At 63.5% G+C, this 21,410-nt stretch carries 13 protein-coding genes and 1 pseudogene; 9 read left to right on the top strand and 5 right to left on the bottom strand.

The annotated features are described in order from the left end of the window. The first annotated feature begins 91 nt into the window (after positions 1-91). The 3 genes from ACZ9A3_RS12100 to ACZ9A3_RS12090 are packed head-to-tail and all read left to right on the top strand — an operon-like array spanning position 92 to position 9,155. The gene (locus ACZ9A3_RS12100; RefSeq protein WP_476252665.1) at positions 92-313 is read left to right on the top strand and encodes a DUF3079 domain-containing protein; all 222 of its coding nucleotides are present in this window, start codon (positions 92-94) and stop codon (positions 311-313) included. A 59-nt stretch (positions 314-372) separates the two neighbouring features. Then, positions 373-4,629 carry an NEL-type E3 ubiquitin ligase domain-containing protein gene (locus ACZ9A3_RS12095; protein WP_476252664.1) on the top strand — a complete coding sequence of 1,419 codons (4,257 nt, stop codon included), beginning with the start codon at positions 373-375 and terminating at the stop codon, positions 4,627-4,629. Next, positions 4,626-9,155 (top strand): NEL-type E3 ubiquitin ligase domain-containing protein, encoded by a 4,530-nt coding sequence (locus tag ACZ9A3_RS12090; protein WP_476252663.1) that lies wholly within the window; start codon positions 4,626-4,628, stop codon positions 9,153-9,155. The genes ACZ9A3_RS12095 and ACZ9A3_RS12090 overlap by 4 nt, the downstream gene beginning before the upstream one ends. Positions 9,156-9,162: 7 nt before the next feature. On the opposite strand, the gene ACZ9A3_RS12085 is transcribed toward ACZ9A3_RS12090, so the two are convergent. From ACZ9A3_RS12085 to ACZ9A3_RS12075, 3 genes and pseudogenes are all read right to left on the bottom strand, one after another. Further along, positions 9,163-9,411: a hypothetical protein gene (locus ACZ9A3_RS12085; protein ID WP_195884332.1), complete on the bottom strand. Its 249-nt coding sequence runs from the start codon at positions 9,409-9,411 to the stop codon at positions 9,163-9,165. Positions 9,412-9,683: 272 nt separating this feature from the next. Next, positions 9,684-10,206, bottom strand: a pseudogene (gloA, locus tag ACZ9A3_RS12080) (lactoylglutathione lyase). 216 nt (positions 10,207-10,422) lie between these two features. Beyond that, positions 10,423-10,782 (bottom strand): histone-like nucleoid-structuring protein, MvaT/MvaU family, encoded by a 360-nt coding sequence (locus ACZ9A3_RS12075; RefSeq protein ID WP_093381900.1) that lies wholly within the window; start codon positions 10,780-10,782, stop codon positions 10,423-10,425. A gap of 364 nt (positions 10,783-11,146) precedes the next feature. Here ACZ9A3_RS12075 and ACZ9A3_RS12070 point away from each other — a divergent pair, with 364 nt between their 5' ends. Together ACZ9A3_RS12070 and cobF are read left to right on the top strand one after the other, a co-directional pair. Continuing rightward, complete coding sequence (locus ACZ9A3_RS12070) at positions 11,147-12,436, top strand: OprD family porin (protein ID WP_093381901.1); 1,290 nt, start codon at positions 11,147-11,149, stop codon at positions 12,434-12,436. A 72-nt stretch (positions 12,437-12,508) separates the two neighbouring features. Beyond that, entirely contained in the window at positions 12,509-13,258 is a 750-nt protein-coding gene (cobF, locus tag ACZ9A3_RS12065) for a precorrin-6A synthase (deacetylating) (protein ID WP_093381903.1), read from the top strand. On the opposite strand, the gene ACZ9A3_RS12060 is transcribed toward cobF, so the two are convergent. Next, on the bottom strand, positions 13,224-14,543 hold the full coding sequence (locus ACZ9A3_RS12060; RefSeq protein ID WP_082075442.1) for a glycosyltransferase: 1,320 nt from the start codon (positions 14,541-14,543) through the stop codon (positions 13,224-13,226). The two genes, cobF and ACZ9A3_RS12060, sit on opposite strands and share 35 nt — an antisense overlap. A gap of 64 nt (positions 14,544-14,607) precedes the next feature. Then, positions 14,608-14,970, bottom strand: coding sequence for a response regulator (locus ACZ9A3_RS12055; RefSeq protein ID WP_093381907.1), 363 nt, complete (start codon positions 14,968-14,970; stop codon positions 14,608-14,610). Between the two features lie 296 nt (positions 14,971-15,266). Between ACZ9A3_RS12055 and ACZ9A3_RS12050 the strand changes: the two genes are divergently transcribed. Genes ACZ9A3_RS12050 through ACZ9A3_RS12035 form a run of 4 tightly spaced genes read left to right on the top strand, consistent with a single transcriptional unit; the run spans position 15,267 to position 21,368 of the window. Further along, positions 15,267-18,758, top strand: coding sequence for a response regulator (locus ACZ9A3_RS12050; RefSeq protein WP_258593732.1), 3,492 nt, complete (start codon positions 15,267-15,269; stop codon positions 18,756-18,758). Continuing rightward, on the top strand, positions 18,755-19,576 hold the full coding sequence (locus ACZ9A3_RS12045) for a CheR family methyltransferase (RefSeq protein WP_045198052.1): 822 nt from the start codon (positions 18,755-18,757) through the stop codon (positions 19,574-19,576). Before ACZ9A3_RS12050 ends, ACZ9A3_RS12045 begins: the two co-directional genes overlap by 4 nt. Next, the gene (locus ACZ9A3_RS12040) at positions 19,573-20,148 is read left to right on the top strand and encodes a chemotaxis protein CheB (protein WP_093381909.1); all 576 of its coding nucleotides are present in this window, start codon (positions 19,573-19,575) and stop codon (positions 20,146-20,148) included. Before ACZ9A3_RS12045 ends, ACZ9A3_RS12040 begins: the two co-directional genes overlap by 4 nt. After that, complete coding sequence (locus ACZ9A3_RS12035) at positions 20,142-21,368, top strand: hybrid sensor histidine kinase/response regulator (protein WP_045198057.1); 1,227 nt, start codon at positions 20,142-20,144, stop codon at positions 21,366-21,368. Before ACZ9A3_RS12040 ends, ACZ9A3_RS12035 begins: the two co-directional genes overlap by 7 nt. Positions 21,369-21,410: the final 42 nt, after the last annotated feature.

The raw sequence follows: 21,410 nt of genomic DNA, 5'->3' as shown, positions 1-21,410 counted from the left end.
CGTCTGGATCAGCGCCCTTGATCTGTATCAAGGGCAAACCCGGCACTGGGCGCTAGCGTGAACGCTCGCCCATTGCCGCCTGAGGCACTTCATGGCCAAGCCCTTTCCTGTCAGCCCCAAGCACCCCGAGCGTATCTGCTGGGGCTGCGATCGCTACTGCGCGGCCAACGCCCTGGCTTGCGGCAACGGCGCCGACCGTACCATGCACCCGGCAGAGATGTTCGGTGACAACTGGAACGAGCAGGGTGACTACGGGTTGGCGTCGCCGGCCGACAACGAAGGCGCAGCGCAGCGGGCCACACTACTTAAATAGCACCCGCGCAGACCTTGGCCAGGGTCTGCTGCTGACTTTTCCAACACCAGGAAGTCAGCATGAACGACCACGACGATGCCTCGATCGACAGCTTTATCGCCCAGCGCCTGCCAGGCTGGTTACGGGATGCGCCGTTGGCCGCGGTGCAAGCCTTGCAGCAGAGCATGGGCGATAGTCAGCGCGCCCAGGTGCCGATGCAGGCATTGCTGGACTCGCTGCAGTCTCCTGAAGATTTTGCCGCGCCACTGTTGAGCGCAGCGCTGAGTGCGCGCTTTGCCCAGCGGGTAAATGTGCACACCTGGCGCTTGCGCCTGGTGCGGCGCATTATCGACGGCCTGCCGCAAGCGTCACTGCCGCCGGTTTTTCGCGTGCAGACCCGCTACCAGAGCCCGTTGCATGCCGCGCTGCACAACTTTGCCGCTGAAGAAGCCGTCGAAGGCAGTCATGATCAACAGACCGCGATCATCGACGAGCACGGCACGGTCCAGCCGCTGTCGGTGGCGGCTTTCGCCCGCCTGTGCCGGGAGCTGGATGTGGGCGGCAAGTACCAGGCCCACATCAAATCGGTTTTCAGCCCGGCCGCCGAGGGCGCCCGGCAGGTCAACAAGACCCTCGAACAGAGCTGGCGCAGTGGTCTGGCCGTGGCGCTCAATCAGGCCTGGATCAAGGGCGATCTCGATGACGCCAGCCACCAATGCCTGTTGCGCACCCTGGCGTTCAGGCCGCTGGTGCCCAATGCCACCCTGAGCAGCTTTGCCCATCACCTCAACCTGCTGGGTAAGCGCCTGGTCGGCGTGGTGGCTTTCGAGTTGCGCGAGCAGTTGTTCGAACCCAACGGTTACTCCGATGTGCTGAGCGTGGTGTTGTACATACCCGATGACCCGCTCAAGCCGCTCAAGCAATACACCTCGTGGGACGCGGCCTATTCGGCGCTCGCTGCACGCTTTGCTCAGGCCGGCTATGCACGCTTCTTTCAACGCTTTGTCAGTGAGCGTGATCGCGGTGCCTTCTTGACGACCCTGAGGCGGCTGCTCACGCAAGGCTCAACGGGCTCGGCGATCGAGCTTGATGGTCGTCACTTTGCCTTTGCCGGGCCACTGCTGGCCACGCTGTCTGCTGCGCGCATCGCCAAAATCGAGGATGACGCCCGGGTACTGGCAGTGCCCACCGATGATGAAGACCGCACAGAGCGCAGCCAGCGCCTGCAGGAGTACCAGGAGATTGGCCTGACCCTGGCCAACCTGGCAGGCTTTTTTGTCCCCGGGCTCGGGGAAGTGATGCTCGGGGTTGCCGTCGCGCAGCTGCTGGGCGAGGTTTATCACGGCTATGAAGACTGGCAGCAGGGCGACCGTGAAGGCGCCATGAACCACTTGCTCGGGGTGGCGGAAAACCTGGCGGCCAACGCCTTGCTGCTGGCGGGCGGCAAGGTGCTGGTCAAGGCGCTGCAGCGGTCGGGTTTTGTCGATGGCCTGGTGCCGGTCGAACTGGCTGACCAGCGCCAGCGCCTGTGGAACCCCGACCTGCAGACGTACCGGGACAATGCCTTCGCCCATCGCTTTGAGACGGTCGGTGCCACGGGCTGGCGGCCGGCCTGGGACAGCCCGCAGCACTGGCAGGGCAGTGAGGCAATGCTCAAGCGCTTCGGCGGGCAATGGCAGCAGGCCTCGGACGCGCAACTGCAGCGCGTGCTGGCAATCACCGGCACCCAGCAAGCGCAGATCAGGCAGTGGCAGGTGCACGGTGAAGCGCCACCGGCGACCCTGGTCGATGCCCTTGAGCGAGTCCGGCTCGATCATCAGCTTGCCTCAACGCTCAGCAGCCTGAGCGTGGGTAACGTCGGCCAGCCGGCGCCTGTGCTGCTGCGGGCGTTGACCGCCCTTGAAGGCTGGCCTGAACAGGTGCTGGTGACCCTGGGCGAGGAGCGCTTCGGCCAGGCAACGCAGACGTCACCGCGCACCATCGAATTGAGCCCTGTGCCTTCAGCCAGTGGCGACTGGCTGGACCAGGTTCTGCTGGCGCTGGAGGAGACCGACAAGCTGGCGTTGCTGGCAAGCCCGGACGAAGGCCTGAGCGAGCGTCAGCAACTGCTCGCACGCCTGTCCAGGCACCTTGAACAGCGCCGTGCCGACGCCTTCGACTTCCTTTATGCCCATTCGCGCCAGGAACCGAGCGCCGGGGCGCAGAGCCTCCAGCGCAACTTTCCCGGGCTGCCGCTGGTGGTTGCCGAAGAGATCTGCAGCCACGCCAGGGCCGATCACCTGCAGAGCCTGCTGGACACCTCGAAAGTGCCATTGGCGATGCTGGAAGAGGCTCGCCTGTTGATGCGCGAAGTGCGCATCAATCGCGCCCTGGAAGCTGTCCACCTGCAGAGCCCGGGCCGGGTCAGCAGCGCTACGCTGGCGGCCCTGAGCGAGGCGCGACGCGAGGAGGTGGCTGGCATTATCGGCCTGAGCGAGCCGGGGCAGTGGTTTCACCCGCCGCAGCGCCTGGCCGACGGGCGCATTGGTTACCCCTTGAGCGGGCGTGGGGTGGGCGGGCGGCAGGCAGTCAATCGCGCCGTGCGTGAGTTGTACCCCACGTTCAGCGACGCCGAGGTTGGCGAGTTCCTCACCGAGTTGCGGGTGTCTGGCCGCGAGTTGTGGAGCGGCTTGCAGGCGCTGCATCAGGAACTGGCAACCCTCAACGAAACCCTCTACAGCTGGCAAGCGGCCGACCCGATCCGCGGCGCTGCCCGCGAACGGGTCGCCGCGCGCTTGCGTCGCTGCTGGCGCCGGCAGACGGCGCGGGTGCGCAATCGCGGCGCCGACTATCGCCTGCTGCTCGAGCACGAGCCGATAGGTGCATTGCCGCAGCTTCCCGAGAGCATCAGCTTCGCTCATGTGGCGGAGATTACCCTCAATGACTTGCAGATCACCGATTTGCCGCCAGGCTTTCTCCAGCGCTTTAGCGCATTGCGCTGGCTTGATGTGGTGCACGGTGATCTCGCCCGAGTGCCTGAAGGCATTGACGGGTTGAATCATCTGACCTGGCTGAACCTCAGTCACAACCGGATTGCCTGGACCCCGGCCGACAATCAACTGCTGGCATCGCTGGGCCGCCTGGAGGTGCTCGACCTGGATCACAATCCGCTGGCGTCCCCGCCGGATGTGACCGCGCTGTCGCGCTTGCGCTTGTTGCGCCTGCGCAGTACCGCCATCACCACGGTCCCGGCCGGCTTGCTCAGCCGCCCGGCGCTGGAGAGCGCCGACCTGCGCGAGAACCCCATCGTGGTGTTGCAGGAGGGCTTGTTCAACGCCCCGCGGCGCATCCTCGAACGCATCAACTTCCACGACAACCCGCTCAACGCCGAGAGCCGTGAACGCTTGCTGGCGTTCGAACGCGCCGGGTTGCTGCCGGCGGTCGCCGGCTTCAGTCACGCGCGCTTCGACAACCTGCAGGAGGAGTGGCTGTCTGGGTCGCAAGATGAGGTACGCGTGCAGCGCGCCGAGCAATGGCGGGTACTGCAGGGCGAGGAAGGCTCGGCTGACCTGTTTCGCCTGCTCGGTGACCTGCGTGAGACGGCTGACTTCAGGCGTCGGCGCCAGGACCTCACGCGCCGTGTCTGGGAGGTGCTTGAGGGCTGTTATGACGATACCCGCTTGCGCAGAGCACTGTTCGCCCTGGCCCGCGCGCCGCGAAGCTGCTCGGACAGCGTCGCCCTGAACTTCAGCGCCCTGGAGGTGCGCGCCCATGAACTCACCGCGACCCGTGGCCTTAGCGGAGCCAGTCGCCAGCAACCGTTGCTGAACCTGGCCCGTTCGCTGTTTCGCCTGGATGAAGTGGACCGCCTGAGCGCCGAGGAAATCCAGCTGCGCCGCGCGATGGGCATGGCCCCGGACGAAATCGAAGTCCTGCTGGCTTTTCGCACCGGGCTTGCCGACGAGCTGGAGCTGGTCGGGCAGCCGCGGAACATGGCCTACCGCTTTGTCGCCGGCGTCGATCGGCATGCCTTGAACACCATGCGCGACCAGGTCCGCATGGCCGAGCGCACGCCACGCCTGGCGGCATCGGTGGCGGCCCGGGGATTCTGGGTCAGGTTTATCGAGGCGCATCAGCAGGCGGCGTTCGATGCGCTCGACCAGGCGTTCTTCCAGCAACTGGAATCGCTGCAGGCGATGCAGGCCGAGCTCACCGACCAGCAGTACCTGCAGCGCAGCAATGGCATCGGTGCCGCCCGGGAAGCGGCGCGTGGCGAACTGGTCCTGCAGTTGACCACCCTTGCCCTTGGGCTCCACCCCGCGGCCAGCGCCGGCGTCATGAGCGAGGAGGGGCTATGAACATGCCAGGCCCGCAGGCGCAGGTGCCAGTGAACGACAGCCAGGTCCACGACTACCTGCCTCAATGGTTGCTGCAGGCGCCGGCCGGGCGCCTGCTGGCCCTGAGCCGCGCAATGCAGTTGAGCCAGCAGCAACGTACCCGGGTCGCTGGCGTACTGTCGAACATTCAACCACTCGACGGTTTCGCCCGCACCTTGCTGCGGCAACAATTGCGCAGGCAAACCGGCGCGGACCTTGACGTCGAGCACAACCAGCTGGTCCACACCCGGCACCTGAGCCGGACCTCGACCTTGCTGTCGCTGCCGCGCCAGGGTTCAACCGCCGTGGTCTCCAGCCACAGCCTGTTACAAGCGGCGCTACAGAACTTCAGCGCGGCCGAGGCGGCCAATGGCGGGCTTGCGGGTAAGGCCCGGCTGCAGTTCGTAAGACCGCTGGCAACCTTGGCGCAATTGACCCCCGAATCCTTCGCCGGCTTGTGCCGCACACTCGACCTGGGTGGCCGCTACCAACTGCATCTGGATCAGGTGCTGACGGACGAGTTCACGCAAATGCTGCGGCGCAGCCACTACCACGACCTGGAAGTCGCCGCGTTGCTCGCGGTACTCAGTGGCGCGCTCGATGAGTACGGCTTCACGGCACTCCTGCAGCATATTCATGCAGATTTTCTGCAGCCGGGCGATGATCCGGTCATCCGCCCCCTGCAGGTGCGTTTGGGTGGGGTGAGGCTCAATGGCATGGTGGTCTTCGAGCTACTGCCGGAGTCGGCCTTCGATACATCGCCGGGCGTGGTGCGCCTTGGCCAACTGAACTGGCTATTGTACATCCCCGGTGACCCCCAACGTCCGTTGGTTCAGTTCAGTGCCCGGGAGGATATGCTGGGTGAGCTGGGAGTGCGCTTGAAATCGCCCGGCTACGCGCGCTGGTTCACGCGCTTCGTGCCCCAGGCCGAGCAACTGGCATTTGCCGCGAGCCTGGGTGAACAACGCCAGCGCGCTGCGCCGGGCGCGCCGCTGGCAATAAGCATAGGCTTGTCGGCCTTCACCGGGCCGTTGTTCAGTACCCTTGCCAGCCAACAGTTGGCGAAGATCCGCAACGATGCACGCACCCTGGCCGTGCCTACCGATGACGAAGATGAAAAACAGCGGGTGGAACGCCTGCATGCCTACGAGAACGCCGGCCTGTTGTTGCTCAATGTTGCCGGTTTGTTTGTGCCGGTACTGGGCGCGGCAGTGCTCGGCGTGGCTGCAGCGCAGTTGGCCTCGCAGTTGTTCGAAGGCTTTGAGGACTGGCTGCAGGGCGACAGCGACAAGGCGCTCGAACACCTGAGCGACGTGGTCGAGAACCTGGCGTTGCTTGCGGTCGCCGGCGTCGGCGTGCACCTGGTGAGTAAAGCCCTGCGCCACGCAGCCTTCATCGAGGCGCTGGTACCGGTCAGTAACCGGCAAGGCCAGGCGCGTTTGTGGAAGCCCGACCTGGCGGGTTACCAGGCCCGGATCGAACCGGGTACGGCTGATGCCCAAGGGTTCATTGGCGGCGACCCGGGCCCTTATCTTACCCTGGACGACCGGGTTTACGCAGTGCAGCACGACAGCGCTCTGGGGCAATGGCGCATCGTCCATCCCGAGGGGGGCGAACGCTATTCGCCGCTCCTGCAGGGTAACGCTCGGGGAGGGTGGCGCCATGGCGGGGAGAACCCGCTGCAGTGGCAAGACACGCGGTTCATGCTCAAGCGCCTGCTACCTGAGCTGGCAACGTTGGCGGAGCCTGCGCAAGAACAGATTCTGACCATAAGCGGCCTTGATGGCGGGCAGTTACGCCGCTTGCACCTGGACAACCTGGCGGCTCCGGGCCTGCTGCGCGACTGCCTGTTGCGCTGGCGTCTGGATCAGGACATCGAGCGTTTTATCGAACAGCTTGCGGCTGGGGCACCGCTGAACACCACAGAGGCGCAGATGCGTGACTACCTGGTGTCACGCCTGCCCGCTGACACTACCGGCAGCCCTGCGCCCGGGGTGCTGGCCCGGCACGCAAGCATGCTGCGCCAGGCGCTGTTCAGCCATTGCTATGGCCTGCGTACGCGCCTGGCGGGCATTGCCGAGTCCGTGGTCCAGGTGGATTTTCCCGAGCTGCCCAGCAGCCTCGTCGGTGATCTGCTCGAGGCGGCCAGTGACGTTGAGCTAGGACGCCTGGTGGAGCAATGGCGGGTGCCTCTGGCGATGGCCAACCGCATACGGGCGCCGTTGCACGATGTACGGATCAGCCGCGCCGTCGAAGGGCTGTACCTGCAATCGGTGCGCAGCCGCGACAGCGACAGGTTGATCCTGGCCCTGCTTGGGCAACTGCCCGGCTGGCCGCAGGCGTTGGCTATCGAGGTGTTCGAAGGCAGCCTGTCAGGGCCCAGACTCGTCCCGGCCGCGGCAGCGACCGGCAGCCGTCGCGTACAGATCGTCAGGCTGGAGTCGGGATACCAGCTGTATCGCCAGGCTGGGGAGCACGCGGGCGAGTTTTACCTTGATCTGTTCAGTGCCTTGAGCAACGCGCTGTCTGCCTCGGAACAGGCGGCGCTGGACACGCCGCTGCGCAGCCGCCTTGGCGAGCTGTTGCACCTGCACCGCGGCAAGGTTGGGCAGTGGCTGCAACCGACGCCCAGGCAACGCCCCTGGTTCAACCCGCCACAGCGCTTGGCCGATGGGCGTATCGGCTATCCCTTGAGTGGTCGCGGCCTGTTCGGTGGGCGCCGCGCGGCCCAGGTGCGGGATATCCGCCAGCTGTACCCGGGGCTCTCGGATACCGACGCCGATGCCTTTGTCGACGCACTGCAGCGCAATGGTGTCGACGTCGCGGCGCGCATCACAGCCTATCAGCGTGAATACCAGTTGCTCGACGGCACCTTGCGGGCCTGGAGCCAGTCAGTAGCCGCCGATGAAGCGGGCCAGGCCCTGCGCCGCAGCCGTCAGCAGGCGGCGCTGCTGATCCGCCGTGCCTGGCGCAAGCTGTCGCCCAAACGTTGGTCCAACCACAGCGTCATCGGTTACAGCCTGAGCCTTGAAGGGCTGTACACCGGCGACTTGCCTGGCTGGCCGGCCGAGGTCAATTTTGACCATGTGGTCGATCTACAGTTGCACAACATGGGCCTGGGCGACGCCTCGGCGGCTTTCCTGCTGCCCTTCAAGCGCTTGCGCGAGCTGAACCTGGGCAACAACGCCCTGACCCGTTTGCCCGACGCCCTGAGTGCTATGCCGGCGCTGACGCGCTTGTTGGCGCCGGGTAATCACATCGAACTCGACCAGCAGGCGGCCCGGCAACTGGCCGGGCTTTCGCAACTGCGCATCCTCAACCTCAATGACAATCCTGTGGGGCCCTTGCTGGACCTTGAACGTTTGTCGCGCCTGGAGGAGGTGCAACTGCGCAACACCGGGCTGCAAGCCTGGCCGCACGGGCTGTTGAACCGCTATCACGGCTACCGCCTGGACCTGCGCAACAACCAGATCGACAGCCTGCCGCAAGCGGTGCTCGACGCCCCGGGCTGGATCAACCGCGGGTTGGCGCTGCATGACAACCCGCTGTCGCAGGCAACCTTTGAACAGCTTGAGCAGTACCAGCAGCGCACCGGTATTCGCCTGGCCAGCCGCCGTAGTCATCAGTCGCCAGTGAGCAAGGCGCGGCGCCTGTGGCTGCAAGCGGCGCCGGCCGGCGACAGCGCCCAGGCGCTGACTACCTGGCAGGCATTGGCCGACGAGCCGCAGGCGACAGGTTTGTTCCAGCTGCTGGCCGACCTCAGCGCGACTGCCGAGTTTCAGCGCACGCCTGCTGACCTGGGGGGCCGAGTATGGGCTTTGCTCGATGCCGCCAGCAAAGCGCCCGAACTGCGCGAGTCGCTGTTCGAGCTTGCGGCCTCACCAATCACCTGCGGTGACAGCGTCACCCTCAATTTTGCCACCCTGGAAATCCGCGCGTCGGTGTACATCGCCTCGCACCTGGCGACCGATCAGCCTCTGGCACAGCGGCTATTGAGCCTGGGTCGGCGGCTGTTTCGCCAGGAGCAACTGGACCTGCTGGTTGCCGAGCAGGCGCAGGCGCCAACAAACGCGGCGGCAGTTGTCGATGTCGTCGAGCTGAACCTGGCCTACCGCATTGCCCTGGGCGAGGCGCTGGACTTGCCGAGCAAGCCACAGAGCATGTTGTTCCCGGCCCTGGCGCCGCTGGATGAGGGCGAGATCGCCAGCGCCCGCCAGCGCATCGAGGGCCTTGAACAGACGCAGGCGTTGCAGCGCTTCATCGGTAGCCGGGACTTCTGGCTCGACTACCTCAAGGAGCAACACAAGGCGCAGTTCGACACCCTCGACCTGCCTTATCGCAACCAGCTGGAGGCGATCATGGACAGCCAGGGCGAGCTGCGCGATGACGATTATCTTCAGCGCATGCGGGCATTGGCCAGTGCCCGCGAGCAAGCCGAAGCGAACCTGGCGTTGCGCTTGACCGAGGAGGCGTGGGCCGCCTTCGTGGTCCAGGCGGCCGAACCGTGAAGGTGCCTCAGAACAGCTGCTGGCGCCTGTCCAGTTGCTGATCGACCAGCCACTTGCCGTGGGCCAGCGCCGCATGCTGGGCGTTTTCCAGGTCGGCCAGGTAGGCCATCTTCACTGGCAATGACAAGCGCCGGCTGGTGTGGCCTTCGGGATCGGTGATCAGGCAGCCGGCGTTATAGGGCGTGGGGATGCCGGGGTGGGTTTCGACGCTGGCGGTGATGGTGTGGTTGCGATGCTCGCATTGAAGGGTTTTCATCGTCCTTACCTCGCTGCTGTGGTATCGAAAGCGCCTCAGTCAGGGTGCTTTTTCGGGTATACCACAGCAGCGGCGCGGTTGGATCCGGGCCGACGAACGTCAGCTTCAGCGAAACGCTGGCAGCACTTCGTTGATGGGGCGTGATCCTCGGAAGCTAGACCGTAATACGTGATTTGCAGGTGTAATAGTTGGCTGCGAGCGCTGCGCGCTCGATCGCCGGCAAGCCCGGCTCCCACAGCTCTGGCGCACACCGTGGGAACCGGCGAGAAGGATCAGAACTCGGTCGGCTGGATGATCTCGACCCAGTAGTCATCCGGGTCCTTGATAAATGCCAGGTGCTTCATGCGGCCGTCGCTCAGGCGCTTCTGGAAGGTGACGCCCAGTTGCTCGAAACGCTCGCAGGCAGCACGGATGTCCGGCACCGAGATGCAGATATGACCGAAGCCACGCGGGTCGGTGTTGCCGTTGTGGTAGGCAAACCCGGCGTCGTTTTTCGGTGCCGTGGTTGTGGGTCAGCTCGAGAATGCCCGGGATCGATTTCATCCACTCGGTGCGCTGGGCAGCATCGGCCGGGATCTGCGCCTTGTCGACCAGGGCGAGGAAGTACAGGCTGAACTCGGCCTCGGGGAAGTCGCGCTTCTCGACCAGGCTGAAGCCCAGCACGCGGGTGTAGAAGTCCAGGGACTTGGCAACGTCCTTGACCCGCAGCATGGTGTGGTTGAAAACGAATTTGTGGGTCGCGGCATCCGGTTGCGCGGTGACACCAGGGAGGGTGTCGAGATGGTTCAGGCTCATGGGCTCTCCGCATTTGAGGCTGGCAACAGCGCTGCCAGCAAAACAGTCAGGGCGTCATGATACGGAACTGAAGCGATTGCGCAAACGATTTGCGCCCCGCCTTTGTGGGGCGGGGCGCAAGAATTAGAAGCCCGCCGAAGCGGGCGTATGGGGCGCTAGTCCGTTAGCAGTCTTCATCCTGAGCCAGTCGATGTGAAAAAAGTGTGAAGGGTTTTTTCACCTGCGCAACCAGCTGTCGACAGTCTTGGCCCCGTATTGCTCCTTCCAGGCCTTGAGGCCGCGGTGGTTGCCACCCTTGGTTTCGATCAACTCGCCGGTGTGCGGGTTTTCATAAACCTTTACCACCCGCGCACGGCGTTGTTTCGGTGCACTGGGCGGGGCTTTGTGGGTAGCCTTCGGGTCGAGGATCGCGACAATATCGCGCAGGCCCTTGTCGTAGTGTTTCATCAGGTCGACAAGTTTCTTCTCGAACTCGATTTCACGCTTCAGGCCGGCGTCCTTTTTCAGCGCCTCCAATTGCGCCATTTGTTCCTGAAGGGCCTTTTCGGCGGCGCGGAACTCTGCAAGTCTGGACACTGTCATCACTCCTTTAAGTCTGCAGTGGCCCGGCATGCGTGTAGATAGCAACATTCTGTATAACGCAGCCGCCACCGGGTTGGGCACAACATCGCACTAATAAAGAGTGTAGTAGTCGTCGCGCAGTGGGTAAACATTAAACTTTTATATTGTGTGTTATGGAACTTTCTTAATTGCCACCGGACCTTGACCAAAGAACTAGTCAATATTCCGCCAGCGTCCTTAGACCATGGTCCAATGGCCCGGAATAGAGCGGTTGCGAGATCATGATCGGTCACCGTCGACTGCCATCGACGCTGGGAGCATTGTCGGCGCCGGGATCGGCGCCGGTTGTTTTTTGCCTTTCTTTCGGATTTCGCTTCTCATGTTTGCCCCATACCCTCTCGCGCCCGGGCGCAGCCTTGTCGGCCTGCTCGCGATGTTTGCTGCTGTCTCGACACAGGCCGCTGGTTTTCTTCAAGACAGCAGCGCCAAAGTCGAAGCACGCAACGTCTACTTCAATCGTGACTTTCGCGATGGTCATACCAGTTCCGACCAGGGCGCGTCGAAACGCGAAGAGTGGGCCCAGGGCTTTATTCTCAATGTGCAGTCTGGTTATACCGAAGGCACTGTAGGATTTGGTGTAGATGCCATCGGCATGCTCGGCTTCAAACTCGACTCCAGTCCGGCCGATAGCAACAGTGGTCTGTTGCCCTCCAGCGGACATGATCCGCGTGGTTCGGTAGACCAGTACGCGAAGATGGGCGTAGCCGGCAAGATGCGTTATTCGCAGACTGTGCTCAAGGTCGGTTCGATGATGCCGGACATGCCGCTGCTCAAGTACAACGACGGCCGCCTGTTGCCGACGATGTTCCAGGGCGCGATGCTGAGTTCCGAAGAATTCAAGGACCTGAAGTTCACCGTGGCGCGCCTGGACAAGTACACCGCGCGGGACTCGACCGACCGCGAGGACATTCGCGTTCACTGCAAGAACAAGCGCTACGCTTGTGGTACCACGGCCGATCATTTCGACATGGCCGGGATCGACTACAAGTTCAATGACCGCCTCAGTGCGCAATACCAGGTAGGCAAACTTGAAAACATCTACCGCCAGCACTTTTTCGGCCTGGTGGCCAGCCAGCCGCTGAGCGTCGGCAGCCTGTCGGCCGACCTGCGCCTGATAAAAAGCGATGACATTGGCCGTGCCCGCGCCGGTGACATCGATCACCGCGCCTTCAGCGGTATGCTCGGCTACAGCCTTGGTGGTCACAAGGTCAGCGCCGGCTGGCAGCGCATGTATGGCGAGAACGCCATGCCGTACCTGGATGGCAGCAACCCGTACCTGGTCAACTACGCCCAGGTCAACGACTTCGCGGCGGCCCAGGAGCGTTCCTGGCAGCTGCGCTACGACTACGACTTCAAGGCCATGGGTGTACCGGGCCTGAGCTTCTTTACCCGCTACATCAACGGCGACCATATCAAGGTTCCGGGCAGCCTGGCCGAGGGCAAGGAGTGGGAGCGCGACAGCGAACTCAAGTACCAGGTCCAGAGCGGCACCTTCAAGGATGTCAGCGTGCGCCTGCGTAACTCCACCTACCGCAGCAACTATGAGAAGTATGCCCGCGACATGGACGAAACCCGGGTGATCGTCAGCTACAACTTCTCGATTTTCTAAAGCGCAGTACGTTGCCATTGTGCTTCGGCCAGCCGACTATGAAGGCTGGCCGAATCATGGAAGCGACGTGCAATGAAACAACTGCTGTTGATCGGTATCGGGCCGGGCAATCCGCGCCAGATTACCTTGCAAGCCATCGACGGGCTGAACCGGGCCCAGGTGTTCTTCGTGCTCGACAAGGGTGCGGTCAAGGACGAATTGCTGCAACTGCGCAAGAACATTCTCGAGTGTTACATTGATAAGCCCGGCTATCGCCTGGTGCAGGTCGAAGACCCCCTGCGCGATGGCGCTGCCAGCGATTACGTTGGCGCCGTCGAGGACTGGCACCAGCAGCGTGCGGCGTTGTACGCCAACCTGATCGAAAACGAACTGGCTGACGGCGAATGCGGCGCTTTCCTGCTCTGGGGCGAGCCGACCCTGTACGACAGCACCCTGCGTATTCTCGACCTGGTCCAGGCCCGTGGCGTGGCCCTGTCGCTTGAGGTGATCCCCGGCATCAGCAGCGTCCAGGCCCTGGCCGCCGCTCACCGTATTCCCTTGAACCGTATCGGCGAGCCGCTGACCGTGCTGCCTGGCCGGCGCCTGGCTGAACAGCCGTGCATCGACAACCTGGTGGTGATGCTCGACGGCCAGTGCGCCTTTGCCGCGCTGGACGATCCGCAGTTGCATATCTACTGGGGCGCTTACCTGGGTAGCGCCGATCAGGTCCTGATCGCCGGGCCGCTACTGGAGGTCAAGGCGCAGATCCTCGCCGCCCGTGAACAGGCACGGGCGCGCAAGGGCTGGATCATGGACACTTATCTGCTGCGTCGGCCGCTGTAGCCAGGCGGTTCTTGGCCTCGATCCACTGCGACATGTACTGGGTACTTTTGTGCTGGTGGTGACGGAGCATGGCGCCGGTGAAGTTGAACAGCCGGTGCTGGTCGAGGTCGGCCAGGGCGTACTCGATACGCTCGACCAGGGCGCTGGCGTGCTGGCGCCGGTCGTAGCGTGCGCCGAGCAAGCGCAGCGCGTCCTGCTGGGCGCGGTTCCAGCGTGCTTCATCGCTGTACAGGGCGGCGGCGGCTTCGGCCAGGCCTTCGGCGGTTTCGGCGATTGCCCCGGGCCAGGGCAGGGCGCCGTGCATGGCTTCGGCGCCGATGGGAGTGGTGACGCTGGGGGTACCGCACTGCATGGCGTCGGTGAGCTTGCCCTTGATCCCGGCGCCAAAGCGCAGCGGCGCCAGGCAAATGCGCGCGTTGCTCATCACTTCAAGGGCGTCTTCGGCCCAGTTCATGATGTGAAAGCCCTCGGCGGGTTTGTGCAGCGCCGTGGCCTTGGGCGGGGTGTAGGCGCCGTAGATGTGCAGCTGCGCCTGTGGCAGGCGCCGGCGGATCATCGGCCACAGGCTGTTCTTCATCCACAGCACCGCGTCCCAGTTAGGCGCATGGCGAAAGTTGCCGATGCTGAGAAAATGCGCGCGCTCGGCAAATGGCTTGAACGGCTCGCTTGGGGCGTCGAGCATCAGCGGGCACCAGTGCAGCAAGTGCTCGGGCACACCGAAGCCGTTGATCAGCAGGTCGATCTCGACATCGGAAATCATCAAGCTCAGGTCGCTGCGGTAAATGGCGGCGAGTTCGCGCAGGGTCAGGTCGGCGCTGGCCATCTGCCGATAGAGGTCGGGGCCGGAGGTGTTGAACAGCGCGCGAAAGTCATTCGGGTCCAGCCCTTCGATCAGGCGCCGGCGCAGCAGTTGCTGGCGGGCATCGCGCAGGCTTTGCAGGTCGGAGGTTTCCAGCACGCGCAGGGCGTTGGGGCAATGTTTTTCGACGCGCCAGCCGAACTGCTCTTCCATCATGAAGCGGTCGAACAGCACCACGTCCGGGGCCAGTTCGCTGACAAACGCGTCGAAGCTGCTGTCGTTGAGGGCAATGGCCTGTTCGCCGATGCCCAGGCTCGCCAGGTCGGCCTTGTGCTCGCCAATGGCTGCGGGGCTGCTGAAGGTGACGCGCCAACCGCGCTGCACGAAGCTTTCAAGGATCTGCATCATGTGCGAGCCGGCGGCCGAAGAGCGCGGTTCGGGCCACACGTAACCGATGACCAGGACGTTGAGGGCAGGGGCGGGCATGGGCATCGGGGACCTTGGCAAAAAGTGCGTATTAAAGCAGATTCCGTGCTGGCCGGTAGGTGCACTAAATGGCCTGGAGAATACCCTGCACCTTGTCACGCAACTGGTCGATGCTGAACGGCTTGGTTATCTGGTGCATGCCGAGGGGTATGTCAACGTCGCCATAGCCGCTGGCAAACAGCACCGGCAGCTCCGGCCGCAGTTCCCGGGCTTTGACGGCCAGGTCCTTGCCGTTCATGTCCGGCAGGCCGACATCGGTGAGCATCAAGGCCAGGGATTGTTGCGTGTTTTGCAAAACCACCAGCGCCGTGTGCGCATCAGCCGCTTCCAGCACCTGATAGCCCAGCTCTTCAAGCACCTCGACCGTCAGCATGCGCACGATATCGTCATCTTCAACGACGAGCAGGGGCGGGGATGTCTGCGGCATGGCGGTATTCCTGTACAAAAGTCTGTTCATTATCTGTAAGCCGGGCACGCCCTGAAGTTCCCTCTGCGCTGAAAAAAGCCTCCCGAATGAACAGCATAGCGGTCATTGAAAAAGCAGGGAACGTTTGCGCGCGACACCTCTCAAATGCTGGCTAAATGCCCTGCCAGAATGGCCAAAGGCGTTTAGACTCGGAGTAGGAAGGGCTGGCAGAATGGCCGTTCCCGCGGAAAATAGAACGATTACTCGAAAATTCCGCCACACTCTTTCGTTTGCTTCCTTAGCTCGGGCGTCTTGAGATGATTCAACCAGCCTCAATCGATCAGCGCAGCTTTCGCAAGCTGCTGACCCGCAACATCGGCCTGCCCCTGGGGGTAGGGCTGCTCAGTGCGGTGGTGTTCGTGACGATCATCAGCTACCTGCTGTCGGCCATTCAATGGGTCGAGCACACCGACCGGGTGATCAACAACGCCAACGAGACGGTGAAACTGTCGATCGACATGGAAACCGGCATGCGCGGCTTCCTGATCACCGGCGAGGAGCGCTTTCTCGACCCCTATGAGGTGGCCAAGCCGCAGGTGATTGCCGGCATCAAGGGCCTGGAACAACTGGTGGCCGACAACCCGCAGCAGGTTGACCGCCTGCAGCGCCTGCTGGGCCTGCAGGATGAGTGGAACACCTTCGCCGCAAACATGATCAGCCTGCGCCGCGACAACGGTAATTTCCGCGAGGCCGTCGGCTCCGGACGGGGCAAGCGCCTGACCGACGAGATCCGCAAGGAGTTCGACGCGTTCATTGCCATGGAGCATCAGCTGCGGGTGGCCCGCAACGACACGGTGAATACCACCACCATCGTGTCGATTTCGGCATACCTGGTGTTTGTCATCCTGCTCAGTGGCCTGCTGGCCTACCTGGGGCGCCGCGACCTGCTGGCGCTGTCGGGCAGCTACGCCAGCAGCCTTGAGTCGCAGCAACGGGCCAACCAGCGCCTGGAACGCCAGGCCTGGCTGCGTACCGGGCAGACCGAGCTGGCCAGCCAGGTATTGGGGCAACTGACACTGCCGATGCTCGGCAACAACATCCTGCGCTTTTTTGCCGGGTACCTGGGCAGTGCTGTCGGCGCCATGTACGCCCGTGACGAGCACGGCGGCCTGCGCCGGGTGGCCACTTACGGTATGTCGGCCGAGCAGGCCGGGCAAGAGCAGCTGGTCGGCAGCCACGAAGGCATTCTGGCCCAGGCGGTGATGCAGGAGCGCCTGTTGCGCCTGGACGAGTTGCCGGCTGACTACTTCAAGGTCAGCAGCGGCCTGGGCCAGGGCTTGCCGCGCAGCGTGCTGGTGATGCCGACCAGCAACGACGGGCAGATCAACGGCGTGGTCGAACTGGGCTTCTTGCGCAGCCTGGATGAACGCGACATCGAATTCCTCGAGTTGGTGGCCGGCAACATGGGCACTTCGATCGAGAGCGCCCGCTACCGCCAGCGCCTGCAGGAAGTGCTGGCCGAAACCCAGCAGCTCAACGAAGAGCTGCAGGTGCAGCAGGAAGAGCTGAAAACCGCCAACGAAGAGCTCGAAGAGCAATCGCGGGTGCTCAAGGAGTCCCAGGCGCACCTGGAAACCCAGCAGGCCGAGCTTGAGCAGACCAACGAGCAACTGGCCGAGCGCACCGAAGCCCTGGCCGAGCAGCGCGACGTGCTGGACCGCAAGAACGGCGAGCTGAACCAGGCTCAGGTCGAGCTGCAGGAGCGCGCCGAAGAGCTGCAGCGCTCGAGCAAGTACAAGTCCGAGTTCCTCGCCAACATGTCCCACGAGCTGCGCACACCGCTCAACAGCTCGCTGATCCTGGCCAAGCTGCTGGCCGAGAACGGCGAAGAGAACCTCACCGGCGAGCAGGTCAAGTTTGCCGAGTCGATCTACTCGGCGGGCAACGACCTGCTCAACCTGATCAACGATATTCTCGACATTGCCAAGGTCGAGGCCGGCAAGCTTGAAGTGCGCCCGGAAACCACCCACGTGGCGCGCCTGAGCGAAGGCCTGCGCAACTTGTTCGAGCCGCTGGCCAGCGAGAAGCAGCTGCGCTTCACGGTGTCGGTCGAGCCGCAGGTGCCGGCGACCCTGTACACCGATCGCCAGCGCCTGGAGCAGATCCTCAAGAACCTGTTGTCCAACGCGGTGAAGTTCACCGAACGCGGCGAAGTCAGCCTCACTATCGGCTGGCAGCCCGGCGCCGGCATTGTCTTCTCGGTGCGCGACAGCGGCATCGGCATCGCCGCCGACCAGCAGCAGAGCATCTTCGAAGCCTTCCACCAGGCCGATGGCACCACCAATCGCCGGTATGGCGGCACCGGCCTGGGCCTGTCGATCTCGCGTGACCTGGCGCAGTTGCTGGGCGGGCAGATCAGTGTCGACAGCAGCCTGGGCCAGGGCAGTGTGTTCAGCCTGGTCCTGCCGGAACGCTACGAGCCGATTGTCGATCAGAGCCCGGTGCAGATCGTTCATCAGCCAGCGCGCCTGGTCAGCGCGCCGTTGCCGGCACCCGTTGCGCCTGCGCCGCTAGCACGCCCGGCGCCGAGCTTTGCCGACGACCGCGACAAGGCGCCGTTCAGCAACCGCTTGATCCTGGTGATCGAAGACGAGCCGAATTTCGCCCGTATCCTCTTCGACCTGGCCCACGAACTGGGCTACAGCTGCCTGGTGGCCCAGGCTGCCGACGAGGGCTTTGAACTGGCGGCGAGCTTCATTCCCGATGCGGTGTTGCTGGACATGCGCCTGCCGGACCATTCCGGTCTCACCGTGCTGCAGCGCCTTAAAGAGCAGGCCAGCACCCGGCACATTCCGGTGCATGTGATCTCGGTCGAGGACCGGGTCGAGGCGGCGCTGCACATGGGCGCCATCGGCTACGCGGTCAAACCTGCCACCCGCGAAGAGCTCAAACAGGTGTTCGCGCGCCTGGAAGCCAAGCTGACCCAGAAGCTCAAGCACATCCTGCTGGTCGAGGACGATGACCTGCAGCGCGAAAGCATTGCCCGCCTGATCGGCGACGAAGACATCGAGATCACCGCGGTGGGCATGGCCCAGCAGGCCCTGGACCTGCTGCGCGAGAATATCTACGACTGCATGATCATCGACCTCAAGCTGCCGGACATGCTCGGCAACGAGCTGCTCAAGCGCATGTCCGACGACGACATCCGCGCGTTCCCGCCGGTGATCGTCTACACCGGGCGCAACCTGACCCGCGAAGAAGAAGCCGACCTGCTCAAGTACTCGCGCTCGATCATCATCAAGGGCGCGCGCTCGCCCGAGCGCCTGCTCGATGAAGTGACGCTTTTTCTGCACAAAGTCGAATCCAAGCTGTCCCATGAAAGACAGCGCATGCTCAAGACCGCGCGCAGCCGCGACAAGGTCTTCGAGGGCCGCAAGCTGCTGCTGGTGGATGACGATGTGCGCAATATCTTTGCCCTGACCAGTGCCCTGGAACACAAGGGCGCGATTGTCGAGATCGGGCGCAATGGCCGCGAAGCCATCGAGCGCCTGGAGCAGCACGAGGACATCGACCTGGTGCTGATGGACGTGATGATGCCGGAGATGGACGGCTACGAAGCCACCCGCCTGATCCGCAAGGACCCGCGCTGGCGCAAACTGCCGATCATCGCCGTCACCGCCAAGGCGATGAAGGATGACCAGGAGCGTTGCCTGCAGGCCGGGGCCAATGACTACCTGGCCAAGCCCATCGACCTTGACCGGTTGTTCTCGCTGATCCGTGTCTGGCTGCCGCAACTGGAGCGAATTTGAGTATCGAACGCAACACCGACATTGAAATACGGCTGCTGATCGAGGCGATCTACCTCAAGTACAGCTATGACTTTCGCGATTACTCCGGCGCCTCGATCAAGCGCCGGATCCAGCACGCATTGCGCCAGTTCGACTGCAAGACCGTCTCGGCCCTGCAGGAGCGGGTGCTGCACGACCCGGGCATGTTCATGCAGTTGCTGCAGTTCCTGACCATCCCGGTCAGCGAGATGTTCCGCGACCCCGAGCACTTCCTTGCAGTGCGCCAGGAAGTGGTGCCGCTGCTGCGTACCTGGCCGTCGATCAAGATCTGGATCGCCGGTTGCAGCACCGGCGAGGAGGTCTATTCGATGGCCATCCTGCTGCGTGAAGAAGGCTTGCTGGAGCGCACCATCATCTATGCCACCGACATCAACCCCAGCTCCCTGGAGAAGGCCAAGCAGGGCATCTACAGCATGCACAACATGCGCCTGTATGGTGACAACTACCGCAAGGCCGGCGGGCGCGGCGAGCTCAGCGACTACTACACCTCGGCCTATGGCAACGCCATCGTCGACAGCAGCCTGCGCGACAATGTGACCTTCGCCGACCACAGCCTGGCCACCGACAGCGTGTTCTCCGAAACCCAGTTGATCTCCTGCCGCAACGTGCTGATCTACTTCAACAAGACCCTGCAGGATCGCGCGTTTGGCCTGTTTCACGAGTCATTGTGCCATCGCGGCTTTCTGGTGCTGGGCAGCAAGGAAACCCTGGACTTTTCGGCCTATGCCGACAAGTTCGAGGCGCTGGTCAAGCCCGAACGGATCTACCGCAAATCATGAACGGCGTTCAGGCGATTACCCTGGGCGCTTCGGCGGGCGGCGTCAGTGCCTTGCTCACGGTGTTTCATGCCTTGCCGCCGGCGTTTCGCATTCCGCTGCTGTGCGTGCTTCACTTGCCGGATGACCGGCGCAGCCAACTGGCCGAGGTCCTTGCCCGCAGGCTCAAGCGCCCGGTGCGCGAAGCGCGCGACAAGGAAGACATCGCCCCCGGCACCATTTATGTGGCCGGGCCCGGTTATCACCTGTCGGTGGAGCGCGACCACAGCCTGTCGTTGAGCCAGGAAGAGCGCGTGCATTTTTCCCGGCCTTCAATCGATTTCCTTTTCGAGTCGGCCGCCGATGCCTACGGCGCGAGCCTGCTTGGCGTGCTGCTGACCGGTGCCAACGAGGACGGTGCCCGCGGCCTTGCCTGCATCAAGCGCCAAGGCGGCCGGACCATTGTCCAGGACCCGCTTGAAGCGCAAGTGTCGACCATGCCGCGTGCGGCGCTGGCCCTGCATCGGCCCGACTACATACTCCCTTTGAATGGCATCGGGCAACTGCTCGCCAGCCTGGAAGCCCCAGAATGCTAAGGCACATACAAGCAAAACTGCTGATCGTCGACGACCTGCCGGAGAACCTCCTGGCCCTGGAGGCGTTGATCAAAGGCGAAGACCGCGAGGTGCACCAGGCCCAGTCCGCCGACCAGGCGCTGGCGCTGCTGCTCGAGCACGAATTCGCCCTGGCCATTCTTGACGTGCAGATGCCCGGCATGAACGGCTTCGAGCTGGCCGAACTGATGCGCGGCACCGAGAAGACCAAGAACATCCCCATCGTCTTCGTCAGCGCCGCCGGGCGCGAAATGAACTATGCCTTCAAGGGTTATGAAAGCGGCGCGGTGGACTTCCTGCACAAGCCGCTGGACAGCCTGGCGGTGAAAAGCAAGGTGGCGGTGTTCGTCGACCTGTTCCGCCAGCGCAAGGCCCTCGGCCAGCAACTGGAAGCCCTGGAGCGCAGCCGCGAAGAGCAGGAACTGCTGCTGGCCCAGTTGCAGGTGACCCGCCGGGAGCTTGAGCACGCGGTGCGCATGCGCGATGACTTCATGTCGATCGTCTCCCATGAGGTGCGCACGCCGCTCAACGGCCTGATTCTGGAAACCCAGTTGCGCAAGCTGCACTTGGCCAAGGACAACGCCGATGCCTTTACCCTGGACAAGATGCGCGCCATGGTCGAGCGCGACGAGCGGCAGATCAACAGCCTGATCCGCTTGATCGAAGACATGCTCGACGTGTCGCGGATCCGCACCGGCAAGCTGTCGATCCGCCCAAGCCAGTTCGACCTCGGGCAACTGGTCGGCGGCTTGATCGAGAACTTCCAGGCCCAGGCCGCAGCTGCCGAGTCGCATATCGAGTTCAACGCCGGCGTGCCGCTGGCCGGCGTATGGGACGAGTTTCGCATCGAGCAGGTGGTCGCCAATCTGCTGACCAACGCCCTGCGCTATGGGGCGAAAAGCCCGGTGCAGGTGCGCACCTTCGAGGAAGGCGGCATGGCCTGCGTCGAAGTGCGCGACCACGGCATCGGCATCAGCGAGCACAACCAGCAGCGGATTTTCCAGCAGTTCGAGCGGGTTGCCTCCAGCCAGAGCAGCGCCGGCCTGGGCCTTGGCCTGTATATCTCCGAGCAGATTGTGCTGGCCCATGGCGGCAGCATCAGCGTGCACAGCATTGAGGGTGCGGGCGCGACCTTTACCGTGCGTCTGCCGCTGCCGCAATCGCTGCGGGAAAATGACCGGCACCAGGCAACCTCTGCCTGAGGCCGGGGTCGTATAGCCAAACAGCTGAATATTTTATCGAAC

The sequence above is a fragment of the Pseudomonas sp. TE4620 genome, from assembly GCF_056279045.1.
This window is presented reverse-complemented; position numbering and strand designations above follow the sequence as displayed.

What these genes read in the sequence shown, in the direction of transcription:
- ACZ9A3_RS12055 (WP_093381907.1), bottom strand. Translation starts at nt 14,970, where the DNA reads ATGCCGCAGACATCCCCGCCCCTGCTCGTCGTTGAAGATGACGATATC.
- ACZ9A3_RS12090 (WP_476252663.1), top strand. Translation starts at nt 4,626, where the DNA reads ATGAACATGCCAGGCCCGCAGGCGCAGGTGCCAGTGAACGACAGCCAG.
- ACZ9A3_RS12060 (WP_082075442.1), bottom strand. Translation starts at nt 14,543, where the DNA reads ATGCCCGCCCCTGCCCTCAACGTCCTGGTCATCGGTTACGTGTGGCCC.
- cobF (WP_093381903.1), top strand. Translation starts at nt 12,509, where the DNA reads ATGAAACAACTGCTGTTGATCGGTATCGGGCCGGGCAATCCGCGCCAG.
- ACZ9A3_RS12040 (WP_093381909.1), top strand. Translation starts at nt 19,573, where the DNA reads ATGAACGGCGTTCAGGCGATTACCCTGGGCGCTTCGGCGGGCGGCGTC.
- ACZ9A3_RS12050 (WP_258593732.1), top strand. Translation starts at nt 15,267, where the DNA reads ATGATTCAACCAGCCTCAATCGATCAGCGCAGCTTTCGCAAGCTGCTG.
- ACZ9A3_RS12100 (WP_476252665.1), top strand. Translation starts at nt 92, where the DNA reads ATGGCCAAGCCCTTTCCTGTCAGCCCCAAGCACCCCGAGCGTATCTGC.
- ACZ9A3_RS12095 (WP_476252664.1), top strand. Translation starts at nt 373, where the DNA reads ATGAACGACCACGACGATGCCTCGATCGACAGCTTTATCGCCCAGCGC.
- ACZ9A3_RS12070 (WP_093381901.1), top strand. Translation starts at nt 11,147, where the DNA reads ATGTTTGCCCCATACCCTCTCGCGCCCGGGCGCAGCCTTGTCGGCCTG.
- ACZ9A3_RS12085 (WP_195884332.1), bottom strand. Translation starts at nt 9,411, where the DNA reads ATGAAAACCCTTCAATGCGAGCATCGCAACCACACCATCACCGCCAGC.
- ACZ9A3_RS12035 (WP_045198057.1), top strand. Translation starts at nt 20,142, where the DNA reads ATGCTAAGGCACATACAAGCAAAACTGCTGATCGTCGACGACCTGCCG.